This window comes from Mycobacterium sp. MMS18-G62, assembly GCF_053877835.1.
On sequence record NZ_CM132662.1, the window covers coordinates 2,118,986 to 2,137,821 of the forward strand.

Below are 18,836 nucleotides of genomic sequence, written 5' to 3' on the forward strand. Positions count from 1 at the left end.
TTGATCGTGTTGTGAGTAGACATCTTCGGAATGTTGTCGTTTGGAAATCGGTGTGCGGGGTACAGTCGCGCAATGACGGTACGACCGGACACCCGGTACCCCGGACCGACGATGTGGACCCGTGCCCGGTGGTTGCTGAGGGCCGGACCGTCCGACTACATGCTCGCGATGAGCGTTGCTTCGGCGTCGCTGCCCGTGATCGGGAAACGCCTTGAGCCACTTGGCGCCGTCACCGCGATGGGCATCTGGGGCTACCGTCATCTCCCTGACTTTCTGGGCGCCTCGGCACGCTCATGGTTCGAGCCGCGCAACGCCGAGTTGCGTAAGCATGAACGGGATCTGACCCATTCGGTCGCCGACGCTGCGCTGCGCGGTGTCGTGCCCGCCGCCGACCTCGCCATCGAGTGGCCCGCGCCCGAGGGCGCGCCGCCGCTGTGGAAGGTGCGCCAGCACAGGCGCAGCATCTACAAGACCTCGGTGCGCTACGGCAGTCATCCGTCGCAGCTGCTCGATGTGTGGCGGAGCAAGGAGCTACCGGCTCAACCGGCGCCGGTGCTGATCTTCGTCCCCGGTGGCGCATGGGTGCACGGCAGCCGCATGCTGCAGGGCTATGCGTTGATGTCGCATCTCGCCGAAAAGGGCTGGGTGTGCCTGTCCATCGACTACCGCGTCGCTCCCCACAACCGCTGGCCCTCGCACATCACCGACGTCAAGACCGCGATCGCCTGGGCCCGGGCCAACGTCGACAAGTTCGGCGGTGATCGCAATTTCGTTGCGATCGCAGGATGTTCGGCCGGCGGCCATCTGTCGGCGCTAGCCGGACTGACCCACAACGATCCGGAGATGCAGGCCGACCTGCCGGAAGGCTCGGACACCTCGGTCGACGCCGTCGTCGGTATCTACGGCCGCTACGACTGGGAGGATCGGTCCACGGCCGAGCGGGCGCGGTTCGTCGACTTCCTCGAACGGGTCGTGGTCAAACGCAAGATCTCCAAACACCCGGACGTGTTCCGCAAGGCCTCGCCGATCGCGCGGGTGCACGCCGACGCCCCACCGTTCCTGGTGATCCATGGCACCGGCGACAGCGTCATCCCCGTCGAACAGGCACGAAGCTTCGTCGAGCGGCTCCGCGCCGCGTCGCATTCGGTGGTGAGCTACGTGGAGTTGCCCGGCGCAGGCCATGGCTTCGACATGATCGACGGAGCCCGCACCGGCTCGGCGGCGACGGCAATCGGCCTGTTTCTCAACCAGATTCACCGAAACCGGACGCTGAATAGGGCTAAAGCGGTTATATAAGCTCCTCCACAAGGGAGGTAGCGGCGTGAAAAGGCTTCGCGGGTGGGACGCTGTGCTGTTGTACAGCGAGACGCCGAACGTGCACATGCACACCCTCAAGCTGGCGGTGATCGAGATCGACGATCTCGGCGACCGCAAGTTCGGGGTGGAGGAGTTCCGCAAGGTCCTGCACGGCAGGCTCTACAAGCTCGACCCGTTCCGGTATCAGCTCATCGAGGTGCCCGGCAAGATCCACCATCCGATGTGGCGGGAGAACTGCGAGGTCGACCTCGACTACCACGTCCGCCCGTACCGCGTGGAGGCTCCAGGCGGTCGGCGCCAGCTCGACGAGGTCATCGGGAAGATCGCCAGCACACCCTTGGACCGCAGCCGGCCGCTGTGGGAGATGTACTTCATCGAAGGTCTGGCCAACGGTCGGATCGCGGTCCTCGGCAAGATCCATCACGCACTGGCCGACGGTGTTGCCTCTGCGAACCTGCTTGCGCGAGGCATGGATCTGCAGGAGGGTACGCAGGCCGACCGCGATTCGTATGCCACCGATCCGGCGCCGACGAAGGGCGAGCTGCTTCGCTCCGCGTTCGCCGACCATATCCGGTTGATCGGCAGGCTGCCGGGCACGATGCGATACACGGCGCAGGGAATCCGGCGGGTCCGCCAAAGTTCGCGGAAGCTGTCGCCCGAGCTGACGCGGCCGTTCACGCCGCCGCCGACGTTCATGAACCACATGGTCGATCCGGTCCGTAAGTTCGCGACCGCGACGCTGGCATTGGCGGATGTGAAGCAGACGGGCAAGCACCTCGGCGTCACGATCAACGACATGGTGCTGGCGATTTCGGCGGGAGCGCTGCGAAAGTTGTTGCTGCGCTACGACGGTCACGCCGAGCATCCGCTGCTGGCGTCGGTTCCGGTCAGTTTCGACTTCTCGCCCGACCGTATCTCCGGGAACTACTTCACCGGCGTGCTGGTCGCGCTGCCGACCGACTGCGAGGATCCACTGGACCGGGTGCGCAATGCCCGCGAAGCGGCGCTGGAGGCCAAGGAGAGTCACCAGCTGATCGGACCGGAGTTGGTCAGCCGATGGTCGGCGTATTTCCCGCCCGCGCCGGCCGAGGCGCTGTTCCGCTGGCTGTCCAACAAGGACGGGCAGAACAAGGTGCTGAACCTTCCGATCTCGAACGTGCCGGGCCCGCGTGAGCACGGCCGCGTCGGCGGCGCATTGGTGACCGAAATCTATTCGGTGGGTCCACTCACCGCCGGCAGCGGCCTGAACATCACAGTGTGGAGCTATGTCGACCAGCTCAACATCTCGGTGCTGTCCGACGGCCGCACACTCGAAGATCCGCACGAACTCACCGACGCCATGGTCGATGCGTTCATCGAAATACGCAGGGCTGCAGGGCTTTCCGAAGAGCTTACGGTCGTCGAGAAAGCTATGGCGCCGTAATCGGGCCGAATGGCCAGTTATGTCACGCTTCAGACGTTTTCGCGTGCGATAACTCGCCACTCGACCTTTGCCGCGTCGCGTGCACCCACGACAAGAACTTCTCGACGGCCTGCGCGGTGTAATGCGCGCGCGGTGAGCCGTAGAAGTCGAACGCGTGCTGTGCATGCGGGATTTCGGCATAGGCGACGACGGACGTCGATGCTTCGCGAATCGCCTCGGCGAACTCGCGGCCCTCTGGGACGGGGATGATCGAGTCGTCCTGGCCGTGCAGGATGAAAAACGGTGGGGCGTCGGGGCGTAACCGCCTGATAGGCGACGCGTCGATGTAGATCTGCCTGTTTTCGGCGAACCGCTTCTTGACCACGAACTTCTGCAGGAACGCGATGAACTCCTTGCGGCCGTGCCCCTGGGTGGAAACCCAGTCGTAGCGGCCGTAGATCGGTACCGCGGCCACCACCGACGTGTCGGCGTCCTCGAATCCCGGTTGGTATTGGGGGTCGTCGGCGGTCAGCGCTGCCAGCGAGCACAGATGTCCGCCGGCGGAGCCGCCGGTGATCGCGACGAAGTCCGGATCGCCGCCGAATTCGGCGATGTGCTCCTTGATCCACGCCAAGGCGCGCTTGACGTCGACGATGTGGTCCGGCCAGGTGTAGCGCGGGCTTACGCGGTAGTCGATCGACACACACACCCATCCGCGTTCCGCGAGGTGGCTCAGCAGGGGATAGGCCTGCGGTCGCCGCATCCCGATCGCCCAAGCACCGCCGGGCACTTGGAGCAGCACAGGCGCCTTGCCGTCACGAGGAAGGTCCGAGCGGCGCCAGATGTCGGCGAAATTCACGCGTGGGTGCGGACCGTAGCGGACGGTGCCTGCCTTCTCGACGTAGCGGCGCCGGATCAAGTCATTCGGCGGAATGCCGACCAGACGACGGCGCCGCGCCGGTTGCGATTGCGCGCCGATCGCCTCGTAGTCGTCTCCCAGCGCCTCCCTCAGCGGGTCTTCGAAATACGGCTGCGAGGCCACGTTGCGGCGCATGATCAAGCCGAGCAGCACCCACGCAATTGCGGTGAGGAGCAGAGCGATCCGTCCCCGCGCGCCCCGGAAATCGCCGCGCCGGCCACGCCGCACAGCGTCGAGCATCGACCCGAACAGATACAGCGGGGCCGCCTCGGTGGTGGGCCAACCGAACGCGAACACCGGCAGCGTGATGTATCCCTCGCGCCCGAGCGGCTGCACACCGTTGGCCGCATTGGCGAGCTCGGCCACCGCCCGCAGGAGTGGAAAACGGCGCCTACGCACGGCCGGCGCGCTCCTGCAACTCGCTGCGCGCGATCTTTCCGGTGCTACCCCGCGGCAGTTCGTCAAGAATCGTGATGTCTCGTGGCACTTTGTAATTCGCCAAATTCTCTCGTACGTGTTGCTTCAGTGTGTCTGGGGTAGCCGACGACCCGTCCTTCAAAACCACGAACGCGGCCAGCCGCTGCCCGAACTGTTCGTCGTCCACACCGATCACCGACGCCTCGGCCACGTCAGAGTGGGCGGCCAGCGTCTTCTCGACTTCGATGGGATAGACGTTTTCTCCGCCGGACACAATCATCTCGTCGTCGCGGCCGACGACGAACAGCCTTCCGGCGTCATCGACGTAGCCGACATCGCCTGACGACATGAAGCCTTCGTGGAAGTCTTTCGTCTTGCCCGAGGTGTATCCGTCGAACTGGCTGGAGTTGCGGACGTAGATGCTGCCGACCTCACCGCGGGGCACTTCGTTGAAATCGGAGTCCAGTATGCGAATTTCGGTGCCACCGGCGGGTTTGCCCGCCGTGTCGGGCGCGGCCCGCAGGTCTTTCGGCGTTGCGGTGGCGATCATGCCGGCTTCGGTGGCGTTGTAGTTGTTGTAGATGACGTCGCCGAACTGATCCATGAATTTGATCACGACGTCGGGACGCATCCGTGAGCCCGACGCGGCGGCGAACCGCAACGTCCGGCCGCTGTACTTGTTGCGCACGTCCTCGGGGAGGTCCATGATCCGGTCGAACATCACCGGCACCACGCACAACCCCGTCGCCTTGTGCCGGTCGATGAGTTCGAGGGTCGCTTCGGGATCGAACTTGCGGCGCGTGACGACCGTGCACGCCATCGATGCCGCGAACACCAGCTGGGAGAAGCCCCACGCGTGGAACATCGGCGCAACGATGACAACGGGCTCCTCGGCGCGCCACGGGGTGCGATCCAGGATCGCCTTGAGGATGCCCGGACCTCCGTCGGTGCCTCCAGAGTGCTTGGCGCCCTTGGGAGTTCCCGTGGTGCCGGACGTCAGGAGGATGACCTTGTTCTTGCTTGTCGCCCGCTGTGGCTGCTGTCCGGCGTGCTCGGCGATCAACTTCTCGACGGTCAGCTCGTCCTGCGGCCCGTCGGTCCAGGCGATGATCCGCGTCGCGTCGGGCTTTTCGGCCAGCGCACGGTCGACGGTTTCGGTGAACTCCTCGTCGTAGATGACCGCGTCGACACCTTCGCGCTGCACGACCTCGGCCAGCGCCGGGCCGGCGAAGGACGTGTTCAGCAGCAGCACGTCGGCACCGATCCGGTTGGCGGCGATCAGCGACTCGACGAAGCCACGGTGGTTGCGAGCCATGATCCCGAGGACCGTCGGAGCCGACGGCAGCGATTGCAGCCCTGCGGCCAATGCATCGGCGCGTTCGTCGATCTCGCGCCAGGTAAGGGTGCCGAGTTCGTCGACGAGACCGGGGCGATCAGGGCAGCGCTGGGCAGCGGCGGCGAATCCCGATGTGATGCCCATGTTTTCGCGCTGCATTGCCGCGGCGATCCGCAGGTACTTGTCGGGCCGCATCGGCGCGAGGAGCCGGGCACGTCCCATCGTCGCGACGATGCCGAGCGTTTCCGTGAGCCGGTCGGTGATGGCCATGGGTCCTAGCCAAGCACAGGGAGCCTGCGCTCCTCTGCCAGTTCGTCGAGCGCCCGTTGCATGACGTGCCGAACGTGGGCGTCGACCTCGTCGATGTCGGGATCCTCACCGAACTCGGCGACGATGTCGATCGGCGGCAGCACCTGCATGACGATCTTGGCCGGTAGCGGAATGTTGGGCGGGACCACCACGCTCAGGCCGAACGGGAACCCGAAGGAAATCGGCACGATCTTGGTGCGTGCCAGGCGGGCGATGGGCCCGAGCCGTTCGGCCAGCCACGTGCCACGGGAGAGGAAAATCTGCGTCTCCTGGCCACCGATGCCGACGGTCGGCACGATGGGAACGCCGGCGTTCAGTGCCGCTTTCACGTAGCCGGTGCGGCCGCCGAAGTCGATCTTGTTCTCCGAAAGCGTCGGGCGGTACACGTCGTAGTCGCCGCCGGGGAACACCACGACGAGGCCACCGGAGCGCAGCGCCTCATCGGCGTTTTCGTGGTTGGCGCTGATGTAGCCGATCTTCTTGAAGAAGTCTCCCGTCGGTCCGACCGAGAGCATGTCGTGGCTGAGCGTGTACAGCGGACGGTCATAGCCGTGCTGGTCGTAGAAGTGAGCGGCGAGGATCGGAACATCCATCGGCAACAGCCCACCGGAGTGGTTGCTGACCAGCAATGCGCCACCGGGCGGCATGTTGTCGAGCCCGCGCACTTCCGATCTGAAGTAGCGCTTGAGGAACGGCCGGGTGAGACCCATGACGCGCTCGGTGAGCCCGGGATCCCACTTGGTGATTTCCGACGGCTCGGTGCGGGTCGAGGCCATAAGGTCCCCCTCAAATTAGAACGTGTTCTAGTTATGGTACCTGAGCCGCGGGACCGCGAGTCGGGCAGTTTAGAACCGGTCAGTCGGGGCTACGTCGATTGGCAATGACCACGGAACGCGATGGCACATCGGACCCCTTCAACCTAGGTCAGCCGGCGCCGGGCATGTGCATCGGCCGCTACCGGCTGCTGACCCGGCATGGAGGTCGGCCACAACTGCAGTTCTGGGAGGCGCTCGACTTGGTGTCGGGGCAGCACGCGGCGTTGACGCTCGTCGATCCCGAGGGCGCCCTACCGGAGGAGTTCGTGCACGAGATCCTTGCGCGCACCGTGCGCCTCAAAGGGATCGACATGCCTGGCATCGCGCGGCTGCTCGACGTATTCCATACCGGGTCGTTCGGTGTGGTGGTCTGCGACTGGGTCCATGGCGGGAACCTGCGGGAGGTCGCTGACACGCCGCCGTCCGCTGCCGGTGTGGCCAGCGCGATGCAGTCCCTGGCGGCGGCGACGGAGGTTGCGCACCGCGCCGGGCTCGTCCTGTCCATCGACGATCCGGACCGGGTGCGGATAGCCGTCGACGGCCACGCCGCACTCGCTTTCCCCGCCACGATGCCGGAGGCCAGCACCGAATCCGACCTGCGGGGCATCGGTCAGGCGATGCAGGCGCTCATCGGCACGCGCGGAGAGTTTCCGTTCCTGATCTCCACGGTGATGACGGGCCTTCTGGAGGGTGGAATAGCCAGCGCCGCAACGCTTGTGACGCTGTTACGGCAGGCCACTGTCGATGCCGGTGCCGAGCAGTCCGCAGGTGTCATGCCGCCACTGGAGCCTCCGCCGCCGGGGTATTACGCAGGATTTCGCAACTACGGCGCCGAGGAGCGCGCGGCGGCGGCCCGGCGCCAGGTCATGCGCGTCGGCCTGGTCAGCACGGCGGCGATTGTCGTCGTCGCGTTGGTGGCGCTGGGTACGACCCTCAATCGGGTGTTCGGCGATAAGCACGACGCGGCCGGCCTCGATGCGGACAAGCTGGGCCTGAACACCACGCCGGCTCAAGCCGCGCCGGCTCCGCCGACGATTCGCAAGGAAGCGGCGCCGGGCGACCGGATTCAGCCGGTGGCGGCGGCAGTGTTCTCGCCGGACGGCTCGCCTGACAGCCCTGAGGCGGCGGGATCGGCGATAGACGGCAACCCGGCGACGGCGTGGTCGACCGACACCTACTACGACCCCGATCCGTTTCCGAAGTTCAAGTCCGGTATCGGGCTGCTCGTCCAGCTGGCACAGCCGACGGCGCTGAGCGCGGTGACCGTCGACCTGAACAGCACGGGCACGGTCGTGCAGGTGCGTTCGGCGGCAAACCCGGCGCCGAGAACTCTGGCCGACACGACCGAGTTGACGGCGCCGACGCCGACGCGGCCGGGACGCAATCGAATCGGGATCAATAATCCGGCGCGTGTCTCGTCGGTGGTGGTATGGATCTCCACGCTCGGCTCGGCTGATGGCAAGAGCCGTTCGGCGATCTCCGAAATCGAGCTGCAGGCAGCGACACCGCCCGCGTGATCGGCGGCCGATAGCATCACCGGCGTGACAGACAACAGCGAAAATGTAGTCCTGGTCGAGCAGCGCGACCGGATCCTGATCATGACCATCAACCGGCCCGAGGCCAAGAATGCGGTCAACGCCGCGGTGAGCCGGGCCTTGGCCGACGCGGTGGACCGCCTGGACAGCGATCCGGGGCTCTCAGTCGGCATCGTCACCGGAGCGGGCGGCTCGTTCTGCGCGGGAATGGACCTCAAGGCGTTCGCGCGCGGTGAGAACGTCATCGTGGAGGGCCGGGGGATGGGCTTCACGGAGCAGCCGCCGGTCAAGCCGTTGATCGCCGCCGTCGAGGGCTATGCGCTGGCGGGTGGGACCGAAGTGGCACTGGCGACCGATCTGATCGTGGCGTCCAGGGATTCGGCGTTCGGCATTCCGGAGGTGAAGCGCGGGCTGGTCGCCGGGGGCGGCGGACTGCTTCGGCTGCCGCAGCGCATTCCGTATGCGGTCGCGATGGAACTGGCGCTGACGGGTGACAACCTGCCGGCGGTGCGGGCGCACGAGCTGGGACTGGTCAACGTGCTTGCCGAGCCGGGATCGGCGCTGGACGCGGCAATCGCGTTGGCCGAGAAGATCACCGCGAACGGCCCGTTGGCTGTGGCGGCGACGAAGCGAATCATCGTCGAGTCGCGGAACTGGGGCCCTGACGAGATGTTCGCCGAGCAGATGAGAATCCTGATGCCGGTGTTCAGTAGCAACGACGCGAAGGAAGGCGCGATTGCGTTCGCCGAGAAGCGCGCGCCCCGCTGGACCGGCACCTGACGGTCCGTCCGGTGCGGCGGCGAGAACAGGCACGACGCTGGCTACTTAACGCCGTAGTTGCGTCCGGTTATCGCCTTGCGAGGAATTCAGAGGCAACCCTCTCCCGTTCTCCGCCGGTTCAACGGTATCGCTCAGTAATAAGGTGTTCGCCGCGACACAACGTCACCATCGGCTGGGACGGTAAGTCCTCTGGTTTTCGGCGGCGTCTGCGGTCCAGGAGTTGACGTTCGCCGAGGCACTCGGGAAGCTAGCCCGTCAGCGCTCGAATCTCATCGGCGATGTTGCGGCGGGCACGCTCCTCCCAAAGTTCACGGCCGGGCGCGCTGTGAAATATCGGACCGTCGATCAACGACGAGAGGATCCGCGCCCGAGCCGGTTTGAACACATCATCGGGAACGTCTGCGTACTCGTCGCGAACCGCGGAGGCGTACGCGCGATACCTAAACGCGCCACTGCCCAGCACCGACAGGTCGGCATCGCAGAGCACGGCGCCGTTGATGTCGTCGTCGGAAACCTTGTGAGTCTTGGTGGCGAGCACGAGCCGAGCGACTTCATCGCGGATCGGCGATGACGCCAGCAGTTCGCGTGCCAGTTCTGCCGACCGGTCTTCGTTGTCGTCGCGGCCGATCTCGTAAACGGCGTCGTGGAACCATGCGGCCAGCTCGACCGCCTCGCGATCGAAGTCAAGGCCGGTGTCGGCGAGTACTCCGATCGCGTCGAGCACCTCGTGCAGGTGCGCGACCGTGTGATGCTTGCGGTGAGATTCCGACCAGCGGGCCAGCAGATCCTCCCGCAGCTCCTCGGTCAAGTGCGCAGCCACAAGCGAGATGCTCTCACGGTTTGACCTCAACCCGTGTTGAGGTCGCAGGATGGTCGCATGACAACGGACGTGGACGTCGCCGCCTACTTCGACAGGATTGGCTACCGCGGCCCATCGGAGCCGACCCTGGAAACGCTGCGCGCGCTCGTCGCCGCGCACAACCGGTCCATTCCGTTCGAGAACCTCGACCCGCTGCTGGGCGTACCCGTCGCGGACCTGACCGCTCCCGCGCTCATGGACAAATTGGTGCTGCGCCGACGCGGCGGGTACTGCTACGAACACAACGGCCTGATGGGATACGTGCTGGAGGAGTTGGGTTTTGGCGTCGAGCGGCTCGCCGGCCGTGTGGTGTGGATGAACACCAGCGGCGTGCTGCCGGCCCAGACCCACCAGGTTCTGTCAGTGACAGGGCAGGCCCTCGACGGGCCGTACCTGGTCGACGTCGGATTCGGCGGGCAGACGCTGACGTCGCCGATCCGTCTGGAGATCGGCCTGGTGCAGCAGACCCGTCATGAGCCGTATCGCATCGTCGAGCACGGGGACGCGTGCCGGCTCGAAGCCGAGATCCGCGGCGAGTGGCAGCCGCTGTACTTCTTCAGCACCCGCCCGCAGCCACGGATCGATCTGGAAGTCGGAAGTTGGTATGTCTCAACGCATCCCAATTCACACTTTGTCACGGGACTGACGGCCGCACTGGTCACCGACGATGCGCGGTGGAACATGCGGGGTCGGAATCTGGCCATCCATCGCGGTGGCGAGACCGAAAAGATCCGATTCGACACTGCGGCGCAGGTGCTCGACGCGCTTGCTGACCGCTTCGGCGTCAACCTCGCCGACCTCGGCGATCAGGCCGACGTGGAAAAGCGAGTGACCGAGGTGCTTGACACCTAGTGATGGTCAGGGAGCCCATGGCGGCGGACGAATTCCCTTGACTTGACCAGGAATTCGACCTCCTCGGCCACCCTGCGTAACGGCTCGACGGTCCGAGTGGACCGGCACAGCACCACTGCGCCTTCGAGCGAGGCGATGCACATGATGGCCAGCGACGCAGCGCACGGCTCGTCGAAGCCGTCGCTGACGAAGGCGCGGGTGAGCGCGTCGCGCCACCGGCTGAAGATGCCGCCCGCGACCGTCGTCAGCTGCGGTTCGTCCTCGGCCGAGCCGATCGCCGCGGCCACCACGGGGCAGCCCGCGGTGAAGTCGCTCTCGACGAGCAGGTCTTGCCAGAAGGCGACGAACTCTCGCACGAGATACATCCCGCCCTTACCGGCGGCCTCGTCGATGACCTCGGTGAGGGTTTCGCCTGCATACTGCAGCGCCTCGGTCAGGATCTGATTGCGGCCTTCGGGGAAGTGGTAATAGACCGACCCGCGTGGTGCACCACTGCGGGCGAGCACCTCGTCGATCGTGACGCCAGCCGCGCCGCGCTCACGCATCACCTCCGCGGCACTGACCAACATGTTGATCCGCGTCGAGCCGCGTTTGGTCCGGGGCTTGGTCGATGTGGACAGGACAAACCTCCTGCGGGTGGTCAGGCCGCGCGCGTATGGCGGAGCTGGGAAGGAATCCAGCTGATAGCGCGCGGGCTCAAACGGAAGATCGGTCGGCCACCCACACTGCGCGTGAACCGACGGCCTGCGAAGTTGACCTCAACGATCCACATCGGGTACCTCCCTGTCTATGACACAAAGCATAGAACCCATAACACATGTGCGCAATTAATGTATTCCCCGTCACATGCGAGCCCAGGTAGACGGGGGCGTCTAGCTGACCTATGGGGTTTAGACGGCTAGCCGGATTATGGGAAATAGCATAATTTGCTTGATCCTGGCTGAGGGACTCACCCGCGCCGTACTCTGGCAGCAAAGGCTAGGGAAAGCGGGTCCGTCATGGCCCACAGTTCGCGTTTGCGCAGATCGATCGTGATCGGCTGGTGCGTCGCGGCGGCCATATCGGCTCCGATTGCATACGCCGCTCCCTCGGATGGCAACGGTTACAACGGCGCGCCGACAATCGTCTCCGGCGCTCCGATCCCCACCATGAACGGCGTGCCGTGCGTCGGTTCACACTTCGGAACCTGCGTCGGATTCGCCCAGAACCAGCCAACGCCAAGGCAGCCGACATCTATCGTCGGTCACAGTCCCACCGTCGGTCGATAGGCACGAAAGGCGCTGCCCATGGGCCACTACAAGAGCAACGTGCGCGATCTCGAATTCAACCTCTTCGAGGTGCTCGATCTGGAGAAGGCGCTGGCCACCGGCGAGTTCGGCGATCTCGACGGCGACTCCGTGCGCCAGATGCTCGAAGAAGCCTCACGGCAGGCCGAGGGCCCACTGGCCGAATCCTTCGCCGAAGCCGACCGGCACCCGCCCACCTTCGACCCCAAGACCCACACCGTCACCCTGCCCGAACCATTCAAGAAGTCGTTGCGCGCCTGGCAGCACGGGGAGTGGTTCCGCGTCGGACTCAGCGAAGACATCGGCGGCGTGCCTGCCCCCGCGATAGTCGCATGGGCGATCAACGAATTCCCCCTCGGCGCCCAGCCTGCCGCGTTCATGTACATGGCGGGTCCCATCATGGCGAACATTCTCTACCACATCGGCAATGAGCAGCAGCGGCATTGGGCCGCAATCGCTTTCGAGCGCGGCTGGGGTGCGACGATGGTTCTCACCGAGCCCGATGCAGGCTCGGACGTCGGTGCCGGACGCACAAAGGCGGTCCAACAGCCCGACGGGACTTGGCATCTCGACGGCGTCAAGCGGTTCATCACGAACGGCGATACCGACGACCTGTTCGAGAACAACCTGCACCTGGTGCTGGCGCGCCCGGACGGCGCGGGGCCGGGAACCAAGGGGCTGAGCCTGTTTCTGGTGCCCAGGTACTTGTTCGATCCCGACACCGGAGAGCTCGGTGAACGCAACGGGGTATACGTCACCGGCCTCGAGCACAAGATGGGCTTGAAAGCCTCCGCCACATGCGAACTCACCTTCGGCCAGCACGGTGTGCCGGCCGTCGGCTGGCTGGTCAACGACACCCATAACGGCATCGCCCAGATGTTCAGGGTGATCGAATATGCCCGGATGATGGTGGGCACCAAGGCAATCGCCACGCTGTCGACCGGTTACCTGAACGCGTTGGAGTACGCCAAGATCCGGGTTCAGGGCGCGGACATGACGCAGATGACCGACAAGAACGCTCCCCGCGTCACCATCGTCCACCACCCCGATGTCCGGCGTGCGCTGCTCACCCAGAAGGCATACGCCGAAGGGCTACGTGCGCTGTACCTCTACACCGCGGCACACCAGGATGCCGTTGTGGCCGGGATCGTCTCCGGTGCCGACGCCGACATGGCCGACCGGGTGAACGATCTGCTGCTGCCGATCGTGAAGGGCGTGGGTTCGGAGCGGGCCTACCAGTGCTTGACCGAATCCCTGCAAACGCTGGGCGGTTCAGGCTTCCTGCAGGACTACCCGATCGAGCAGTACATCCGCGATGCCAAGATCGACTCGCTCTATGAAGGCACCACAGCCATCCAGGCGCAGGACTTCTTCTTCCGCAAGATCGCGCGCGACCAGGGCGGAGCGCTGGCGTATGTGGTCAGTCAGATCACTGATTTTCTGAGCAGCGACGGGGCCCGACCGGAACTCGCCGACGGACGCACGTTGTTGGCCACCGCGCTTGCCGACGTGCAGGGCATGGTCACGGCCATGACCGGATACCTGATCGGCTCGCAGGAAAACGCCCGCGAGCTGTATCGCCTTGGGCTGGAATCGGTTCCATTCCTGCTCGCCGTCGGCGATCTGCTGATCGGATGGCTCCTGCTGAACCAGGCCGAGATCGCCCTGACCGCGCTGGACGGCGACGTCGTCGACAAAGAGCGGGCGTTTTACAGCGGAAAGGTCGCCGCGGCAAAGTTTTTCGCAAAGAACGTATTGCCGCGGCTGACCGCCGAACGCAAGATCATCGAGGGCGTCGACCTCACGGTCATGGACCTGCGAGAGGAAGCCTTCTAGATTTCACCGGCGAACAGACGCAAGAGTCCCCGACTCGCCGGGAATTTAGAGCGCTTTGCGTCTTCTCGCGCTCGAACTAGACCTCCGGCGTATAGCCAAACGGCAGCAGGATACTCTTGGCCTCGCAGTACTGCTCGATGCCCTCCGGCCCGTTCTCGCGACCGATGCCGGAGTTCTTGTAGCCGCCGAACGGCGCACCCGGATCGAACGCGTACATGTTCACCGCATACGTGCCGGTGCGAATCTTCTTGGCGATCTCGACGGCCTTCGGGAAGTCGGACGTGAACACGCTGCCCGCCAGCCCGTACACCGAGTCGTTGGCGATGCGGATCGCATCCTCCTCGGTGTCGAACGGGATGATCGCCAGTACCGGACCGAAGATCTCTTCCTGGGCGATGGTCATCGAGTTGTCGACGTCGGCGAACACGGTGGGCTGCACGAACCAGCCGCGGTCGAGGCCTTCGGGCCTGCCGCCGCCGGTGACGATGCGCGCGCCCTCCTCGACACCCTTCTTGATGTATCCCTCGACGCGTTCGCGCTGCTTCTCGGAAATCAGCGGGCCGATCATCGACGCGGGATCGTCGGGCAGGCCGACGGGCATCGCCGCGACCGCGGCCGACACCTTCTCAACGACCTCGTCGTAGCGCGACCGCGGCGCCAGGATGCGGGTCTGGCCCACGCACGCCTGCCCGCAGTTCATCAGGCCCGAGAACACGAGCATCGGCAGCGTGGAATCCAGGTCGGCGTCCTCGAGGATGATCGCCGCAGACTTGCCGCCGAGTTCGAGCGTGCACGGCTTGAGCTTCTCGGCCGCCATCTTGCCGATTTCCTTGCCGACCGCCGAGCTGCCGGTGAACGTGAACTTGTCCAGCTCTGGATTGTTGGTCAGCGCGCGGCCGGTCTCGGGGCCGCCGGGCACGACCGACAGCACACCCTCGGGCAGGCCGGCCTCGACGAACACCTCGGCCAAGGCGTTGGTGGACAGCGGCGTTTCGGCGGCGGGCTTGAGCACGACGGTGCAGCCGGCCAGCAGCGCGGGGCCGAGCTTGTTGACGGCCAGGAACAGTGGCACGTTCCATGCGACCACCGCGCCGACGACGCCGACGGGCTCCTTCGTCACCAGGGTTTGGCCGTAGATGCCGTCGCGGATCTCGTTCCACGTGAACTTGTCGGCGGCCGCCGAGTAGTACTGCAGCGTCGACAGCGAGGCGCCGTACTGCATCATGTCGACGATCGTCGGCGGCTGGCCGGTTTCCAGCTTGAGCAGGTGCTTGAACAGATCGGCGCGATCCTCGAGCAGCTTGACCGCGCGCCCGATCACGGCGGCGCGCTCGGCGGGCGGTGTGGTGGGCCACGGGCCTTCGTCGAACGCCTTGCGGGCGGCCGCGCATGCGGCGTTCACGTCGGCCTCGGCGGCCAGCGGCACCTGTCCGACCTTCTCTCCCGTCGCCGGTGAGAACACCTCGATGACGTCGGACGTCGACGGTTCAACCCACTTGCCGCCGATGAACAGCTTGTCGTACTCAGTCTTGTAAGCCGTGTCCACACTCTGTGTCATGAGCGTCACATTACCCAGATTCCGGTAAAACGAGAACCTGTTCCAGTTCGGCATTTGCCGGTGGCTGCAAGACCAGCACCAGATTGCTCACGAGGAACTCACGCAGCACCGGCGTCTTCGTCATCCACCACGCCCATCGTGGGTGGTAGCGGGGGAATGCGGCGACGAGTGCGCCGGTGCTCGCGGCCCACTCAAGGCCGTCTCTCACCGACACCTCGAACAGTGACGATCCGTAGTTGTTCTTCGGCGGGTGGCCGTGCCTGCGGGTGTAGCGCCGCGCCGCCCGGGCCCCGCCGAGGTAATGCGTAAGGCCCATCTCATGGCCGCCGAACGGGCCGAGCCACACCGTGTACGACAACACCACCAGCCCGCCGGGTTTGGTCACGCGAAGCATCTCCCGGCCCAGCCGCCACGGCTGACGCACATGCTCGGCGACGTTGGAGGACAGGCAGATGTCGACGCTGGCGTCGCCGAACGGCAACGCCATGCCCGACGCCCGAACGTAGGTAGTCCCCGCATCGAGAGCAGCGGGGCCGTCGTGCATTTCGGCAGGGTCGGGCTCGACGCCGATGTAGTGCATGCCGGCATCGGCGAAGGACTCTGCGAAATAGCCCGGGCCGCCGCCCACGTCGAGCAACGTCCGGCCCGTCGCGGCGGTGCCGGTGGCCGCACGCCACAGATCGGTCACCATGGCCGCGGTGTCGTCGGCCAGCGCGCCGTAAAACCGGGCCGGATCGCTCTGCTCAAAGCGGAACTGGCTGAGCAGTCGCGCCGATCGCGACAGCGTCGCCCGGCGGGCGAACAGATCGGTCACGGCCATCAAGGGTGACCCTACGCAGCGGCTACTCTGGCACGGATGTCTTCTCGCCCGGTTCGCTCCGTCCTGCTGCTGTGCTGGCGGGACACCGGCCACCCGCAAGGCGGCGGCAGCGAGGCATATGTGGAGCGCATCGGCGCTCAGCTGGCCGAATCCGGTATCAGGGTGACGCTGCGCACCGCGCAGTATCCGGGCGCCCGAAGGCGCGAAGTCAAAGACGGCGTGCAGATCAGCCGCGCAGGCGGCCGCTACTCCGTATACATCTGGGCGGGGCTGGCGATGGTCGCGGCCCGGATCGGGCTCGGTCCGCTGCGACGGGCGCGGCCGGACGTCGTCGTCGATACCCAGAACGGCTTGCCGTTCATGGCGCGTCTTGCTTTCGGCCGACGCGTCGCGGTGCTGGTACACCATTGCCACCGCGAGCAGTGGCCCGTGGCGGGTCCGGTGATGGGCAGATTCGGCTGGTTCGTCGAGTCGAAGTTGTCGCCGCGGGTGCACCGCCGCAACCAGTACGTCACCGTGTCGCTGCCATCGGCGCGGGACTTGACCGGCCTCGGCGTCAACCCCAACCACATCGCCGTGGTGCGCAACGGCCTGGACGAGGCTCCGGCGCAGACGCTATCGGTGCCCCGCGCCGCCACGCCCCGCGTCGCGGTGTTGTCGAGGCTGGTGCCGCACAAGCAGATTGAGGACGCGCTCGACGCGATCGCCGAACTTCGGCCGCGGATACCGGACCTGCACCTGGACATCCTGGGCGGCGGCTGGTGGGAACAGCGGCTCGTCGACCACGCCGCTCTGCTGGGCATCTCCGATGCGGTGACGTTTCACGGGCATGTCGACGACGACACCAAACACCATGTGCTGCAACAGTGTTGGGTGCACGTGCTGCCGTCGCGCAAGGAGGGCTGGGGTCTGGCGGTCACCGAAGCCGCGCAGCACGCGGTGCCGACCATCGGGTATCGATCCTCCGGCGGGCTGACCGATTCGATCGTCGACGGGGTCACCGGACTACTGGTCGACGATCACGCGGAGCTGGTCGACGGGCTCGAACGGCTGCTGTCGGATCAGGTGCTGCGCGAGCAGCTCGGCGCTAAGGCGCAGATCCGCAGCGGCGAATTCTCTTGGCGCCAAAGCGCCGACGCGATGCGCGCCGTGCTGGAGTCCATGCACGCCGGACGCATCGTCAGCGGCGTCGTCTAACGCCCAGCACGCCCAACGCCAGCAGGCTGCCGGCCAACAAGCCCAACCACAGCCAGTGTGCCGCCAGCACGATGCCTCGGCCCGACGCGGATGGATGGTCACCGCCGACGTGGTACAGCGTCAGGTCGTCATCGTGGTACGCCACCGGCAGGGGCAGCGCTGTGGCCCAATTGGATTCGACGACGACCCAGCCCACGCCCGCCTCAGCCAGCCTGTCCCGATCGGCACCCTTCACCAGCAGTTCCTGCACACCGCGGGCGCGTTCACCCTCGCCCGGTACCGTGCGTCCGCCGATCGTCAAGTCGCCCGTCGTCAGCACATCGGCTCGCACCCAACGGGGCAGGGGATCGAGCACCGGCGCATCACCGGCCCACGCGAAGCGACGCAACGGGTCCACCGGCAGCACCGCGACCGGGCGAGGGTCGGCGTTGATGATCTGCGCGGCGGTCGTCCAGCCGGACGGATACTGCACCGCCGAAACATTGCCGCCAACCCCCCAAGCCAGGTCCGGCAATGTCGCCAGCAGGGCGGCGCAACAGACCAATGCCGTTGCCGCCGAGGGAAGCCGGGGCCGCAACGTGACCACGGCGGCGGCGCCGGCCAACGCATAACCCGGAACCGCCAACGCCACCCACTTCTGCGCGTCACGCACCACACCCAGCCCCGGCAACGCCCTGACCGTCGCCTCGACGAGCGCCAGCCCCGGCCCGGTCGCCATCGCCGCGGGCACCACCACAGCGACGGCCGCGAGAACCAGCAGCGGCACCGCCGACGGGCGGCGTACCGCCACAGGCAACCCCAAAGCGACGACACCCAGCAGCACCACCGCCGACGCTATCCCGAAAAGCGTTGCCCGCGAAGCGGGTACGGCATCGGAATTCCAGATGCCGCCGAGGCTGGCCAGGCTGGCCAGTGTGCCGAGTCCCGGCTCGGCACGCGCCGCGAACGCCCTCACACCTTCGGCTTGCGACGACGACAACGAATCGGAGACGGCCGCCGCCACCAGCCAGGGCAGCGCAACCAACAGCGCTGCGGCCAAGCTCACCGCCGCGCACAGCCATCGCGGCCGCCCCGCGCCCGGCGCGAACACACACGCCAACGCAACCGTCGCCGCCAGCATCAACCCCGTCGGCGTCAGCCCCGCCAGCGCCGTCCAGAACACCAGCGCACACACGCCCGCCCACGGAGCCGCGGCCGACGTACGCAGCCGCAGCACGGTCGTCGCCACCCACGGCAGGCAGCCATAGCCAACCATCAGACTCCAGTGACCCTGCAAAAGTCGTTCGGCGACATAGGGATTCCAGACCGCGATCGTGACGGCAACACACTGGCCGGCCACACCCGCGTCGGGCAGAACCGTGGCCACCAGCCTGGCCGCACCCCACCCCGCCAGCCACAGGCCGGCGATCAGCAGCGCCTTGACCACGACGCCGCCGTCGAGCACCGAGGAAGCCAGCGTCACCGCGAAGTCCTGGGGCAACGCGCGGGGGGCGGCCTCCGACAACCCGAGCGCCGAATCCGACAGATACGAACGCGGCGTGGACACCGCGTCGCGCAACAGCAGATAGCCCGGCGCCAGCAGCGGCGCCGTCACGAGG

General features: G+C 66.2%; 15 protein-coding genes. 7 read left to right on the forward strand and 8 right to left on the reverse strand.

Annotated elements, in window-relative coordinates; translation table 11 throughout:
• Window positions 1-72: 72 nt before the first annotated feature.
• Window positions 73-1,296 carry an alpha/beta hydrolase fold domain-containing protein gene (locus ACWW36_RS10600; RefSeq protein WP_456141496.1) on the forward strand — a complete coding sequence of 408 codons (1,224 nt, stop codon included), beginning with the start codon at window positions 73-75 and terminating at the stop codon, window positions 1,294-1,296.
• A 25-nt stretch (window positions 1,297-1,321) separates the two neighbouring features.
• Window positions 1,322-2,740: a WS/DGAT/MGAT family O-acyltransferase gene (locus ACWW36_RS10605; RefSeq protein ID WP_456141497.1), complete on the forward strand. Its 1,419-nt coding sequence runs from the start codon at window positions 1,322-1,324 to the stop codon at window positions 2,738-2,740.
• Between the two features lie 22 nt (window positions 2,741-2,762).
• On the opposite strand, the gene ACWW36_RS10610 is transcribed toward ACWW36_RS10605, so the two are convergent.
• Genes ACWW36_RS10610 through ACWW36_RS10620 form a run of 3 tightly spaced genes read right to left on the reverse strand, consistent with a single transcriptional unit; the run spans window position 2,763 to window position 6,476 of the window.
• The gene (locus ACWW36_RS10610; RefSeq protein ID WP_456141498.1) at window positions 2,763-4,037 is read right to left on the reverse strand and encodes an alpha/beta hydrolase; all 1,275 of its coding nucleotides are present in this window, start codon (window positions 4,035-4,037) and stop codon (window positions 2,763-2,765) included.
• On the reverse strand, window positions 4,030-5,661 hold the full coding sequence (fadD12, locus tag ACWW36_RS10615) for an acyl-CoA ligase FadD12 (RefSeq protein WP_456141499.1): 1,632 nt from the start codon (window positions 5,659-5,661) through the stop codon (window positions 4,030-4,032). The genes ACWW36_RS10610 and fadD12 overlap by 8 nt, the downstream gene beginning before the upstream one ends.
• A 5-nt stretch (window positions 5,662-5,666) precedes the next feature.
• Window positions 5,667-6,476, reverse strand: coding sequence for a lysophospholipid acyltransferase family protein (locus tag ACWW36_RS10620; protein ID WP_456141500.1), 810 nt, complete (start codon window positions 6,474-6,476; stop codon window positions 5,667-5,669).
• Window positions 6,477-6,580: 104 nt separating this feature from the next.
• Here ACWW36_RS10620 and ACWW36_RS10625 point away from each other — a divergent pair, with 104 nt between their 5' ends.
• Both ACWW36_RS10625 and ACWW36_RS10630 read left to right on the forward strand, forming a co-directional pair.
• Window positions 6,581-8,032, forward strand: coding sequence for a protein kinase family protein (locus ACWW36_RS10625; protein WP_456141501.1), 1,452 nt, complete (start codon window positions 6,581-6,583; stop codon window positions 8,030-8,032).
• Between the two features lie 15 nt (window positions 8,033-8,047).
• On the forward strand, window positions 8,048-8,830 hold the full coding sequence (locus ACWW36_RS10630) for a crotonase/enoyl-CoA hydratase family protein (protein WP_456142440.1): 783 nt from the start codon (window positions 8,048-8,050) through the stop codon (window positions 8,828-8,830).
• 247 nt (window positions 8,831-9,077) lie between these two features.
• On the opposite strand, the gene ACWW36_RS10635 is transcribed toward ACWW36_RS10630, so the two are convergent.
• A complete protein-coding gene (locus ACWW36_RS10635) occupies window positions 9,078-9,650 on the reverse strand; it encodes an HD domain-containing protein (protein WP_456141502.1) in 573 nt (190 codons plus the stop codon).
• A gap of 57 nt (window positions 9,651-9,707) precedes the next feature.
• On the opposite strand from ACWW36_RS10635, the gene ACWW36_RS10640 reads away from it, so the two are divergent.
• Window positions 9,708-10,541 (forward strand): arylamine N-acetyltransferase family protein, encoded by an 834-nt coding sequence (locus ACWW36_RS10640; RefSeq protein WP_456141503.1) that lies wholly within the window; start codon window positions 9,708-9,710, stop codon window positions 10,539-10,541.
• On the opposite strand, the gene ACWW36_RS10645 is transcribed toward ACWW36_RS10640, so the two are convergent.
• On the reverse strand, window positions 10,538-11,110 hold the full coding sequence (locus ACWW36_RS10645; protein ID WP_456141504.1) for a TetR/AcrR family transcriptional regulator: 573 nt from the start codon (window positions 11,108-11,110) through the stop codon (window positions 10,538-10,540). The genes ACWW36_RS10640 and ACWW36_RS10645 overlap by 4 nt on opposite strands.
• A 717-nt stretch (window positions 11,111-11,827) precedes the next feature.
• Here ACWW36_RS10645 and ACWW36_RS10650 point away from each other — a divergent pair.
• A complete protein-coding gene (locus ACWW36_RS10650) occupies window positions 11,828-13,663 on the forward strand; it encodes an acyl-CoA dehydrogenase (protein ID WP_456141505.1) in 1,836 nt (611 codons plus the stop codon).
• Window positions 13,664-13,739: 76 nt separating this feature from the next.
• On the opposite strand, the gene ACWW36_RS10655 is transcribed toward ACWW36_RS10650, so the two are convergent.
• Both ACWW36_RS10655 and ACWW36_RS10660 read right to left on the reverse strand, forming a co-directional pair.
• Entirely contained in the window at window positions 13,740-15,221 is a 1,482-nt protein-coding gene (locus tag ACWW36_RS10655) for an aldehyde dehydrogenase (protein ID WP_456141506.1), read from the reverse strand.
• 10 nt (window positions 15,222-15,231) lie between these two features.
• A complete protein-coding gene (locus tag ACWW36_RS10660; protein ID WP_456141507.1) occupies window positions 15,232-16,041 on the reverse strand; it encodes a class I SAM-dependent methyltransferase in 810 nt (269 codons plus the stop codon).
• Between the two features lie 36 nt (window positions 16,042-16,077).
• On the opposite strand from ACWW36_RS10660, the gene ACWW36_RS10665 reads away from it, so the two are divergent.
• Window positions 16,078-17,238, forward strand: coding sequence for a glycosyltransferase family 4 protein (locus ACWW36_RS10665; RefSeq protein ID WP_456141508.1), 1,161 nt, complete (start codon window positions 16,078-16,080; stop codon window positions 17,236-17,238).
• On the opposite strand, the gene ACWW36_RS10670 is transcribed toward ACWW36_RS10665, so the two are convergent.
• A complete protein-coding gene (locus ACWW36_RS10670) occupies window positions 17,222-18,832 on the reverse strand; it encodes a hypothetical protein (protein ID WP_456141509.1) in 1,611 nt (536 codons plus the stop codon). The two genes, ACWW36_RS10665 and ACWW36_RS10670, sit on opposite strands and share 17 nt — an antisense overlap.
• Window positions 18,833-18,836 lie beyond the last annotated feature (4 nt).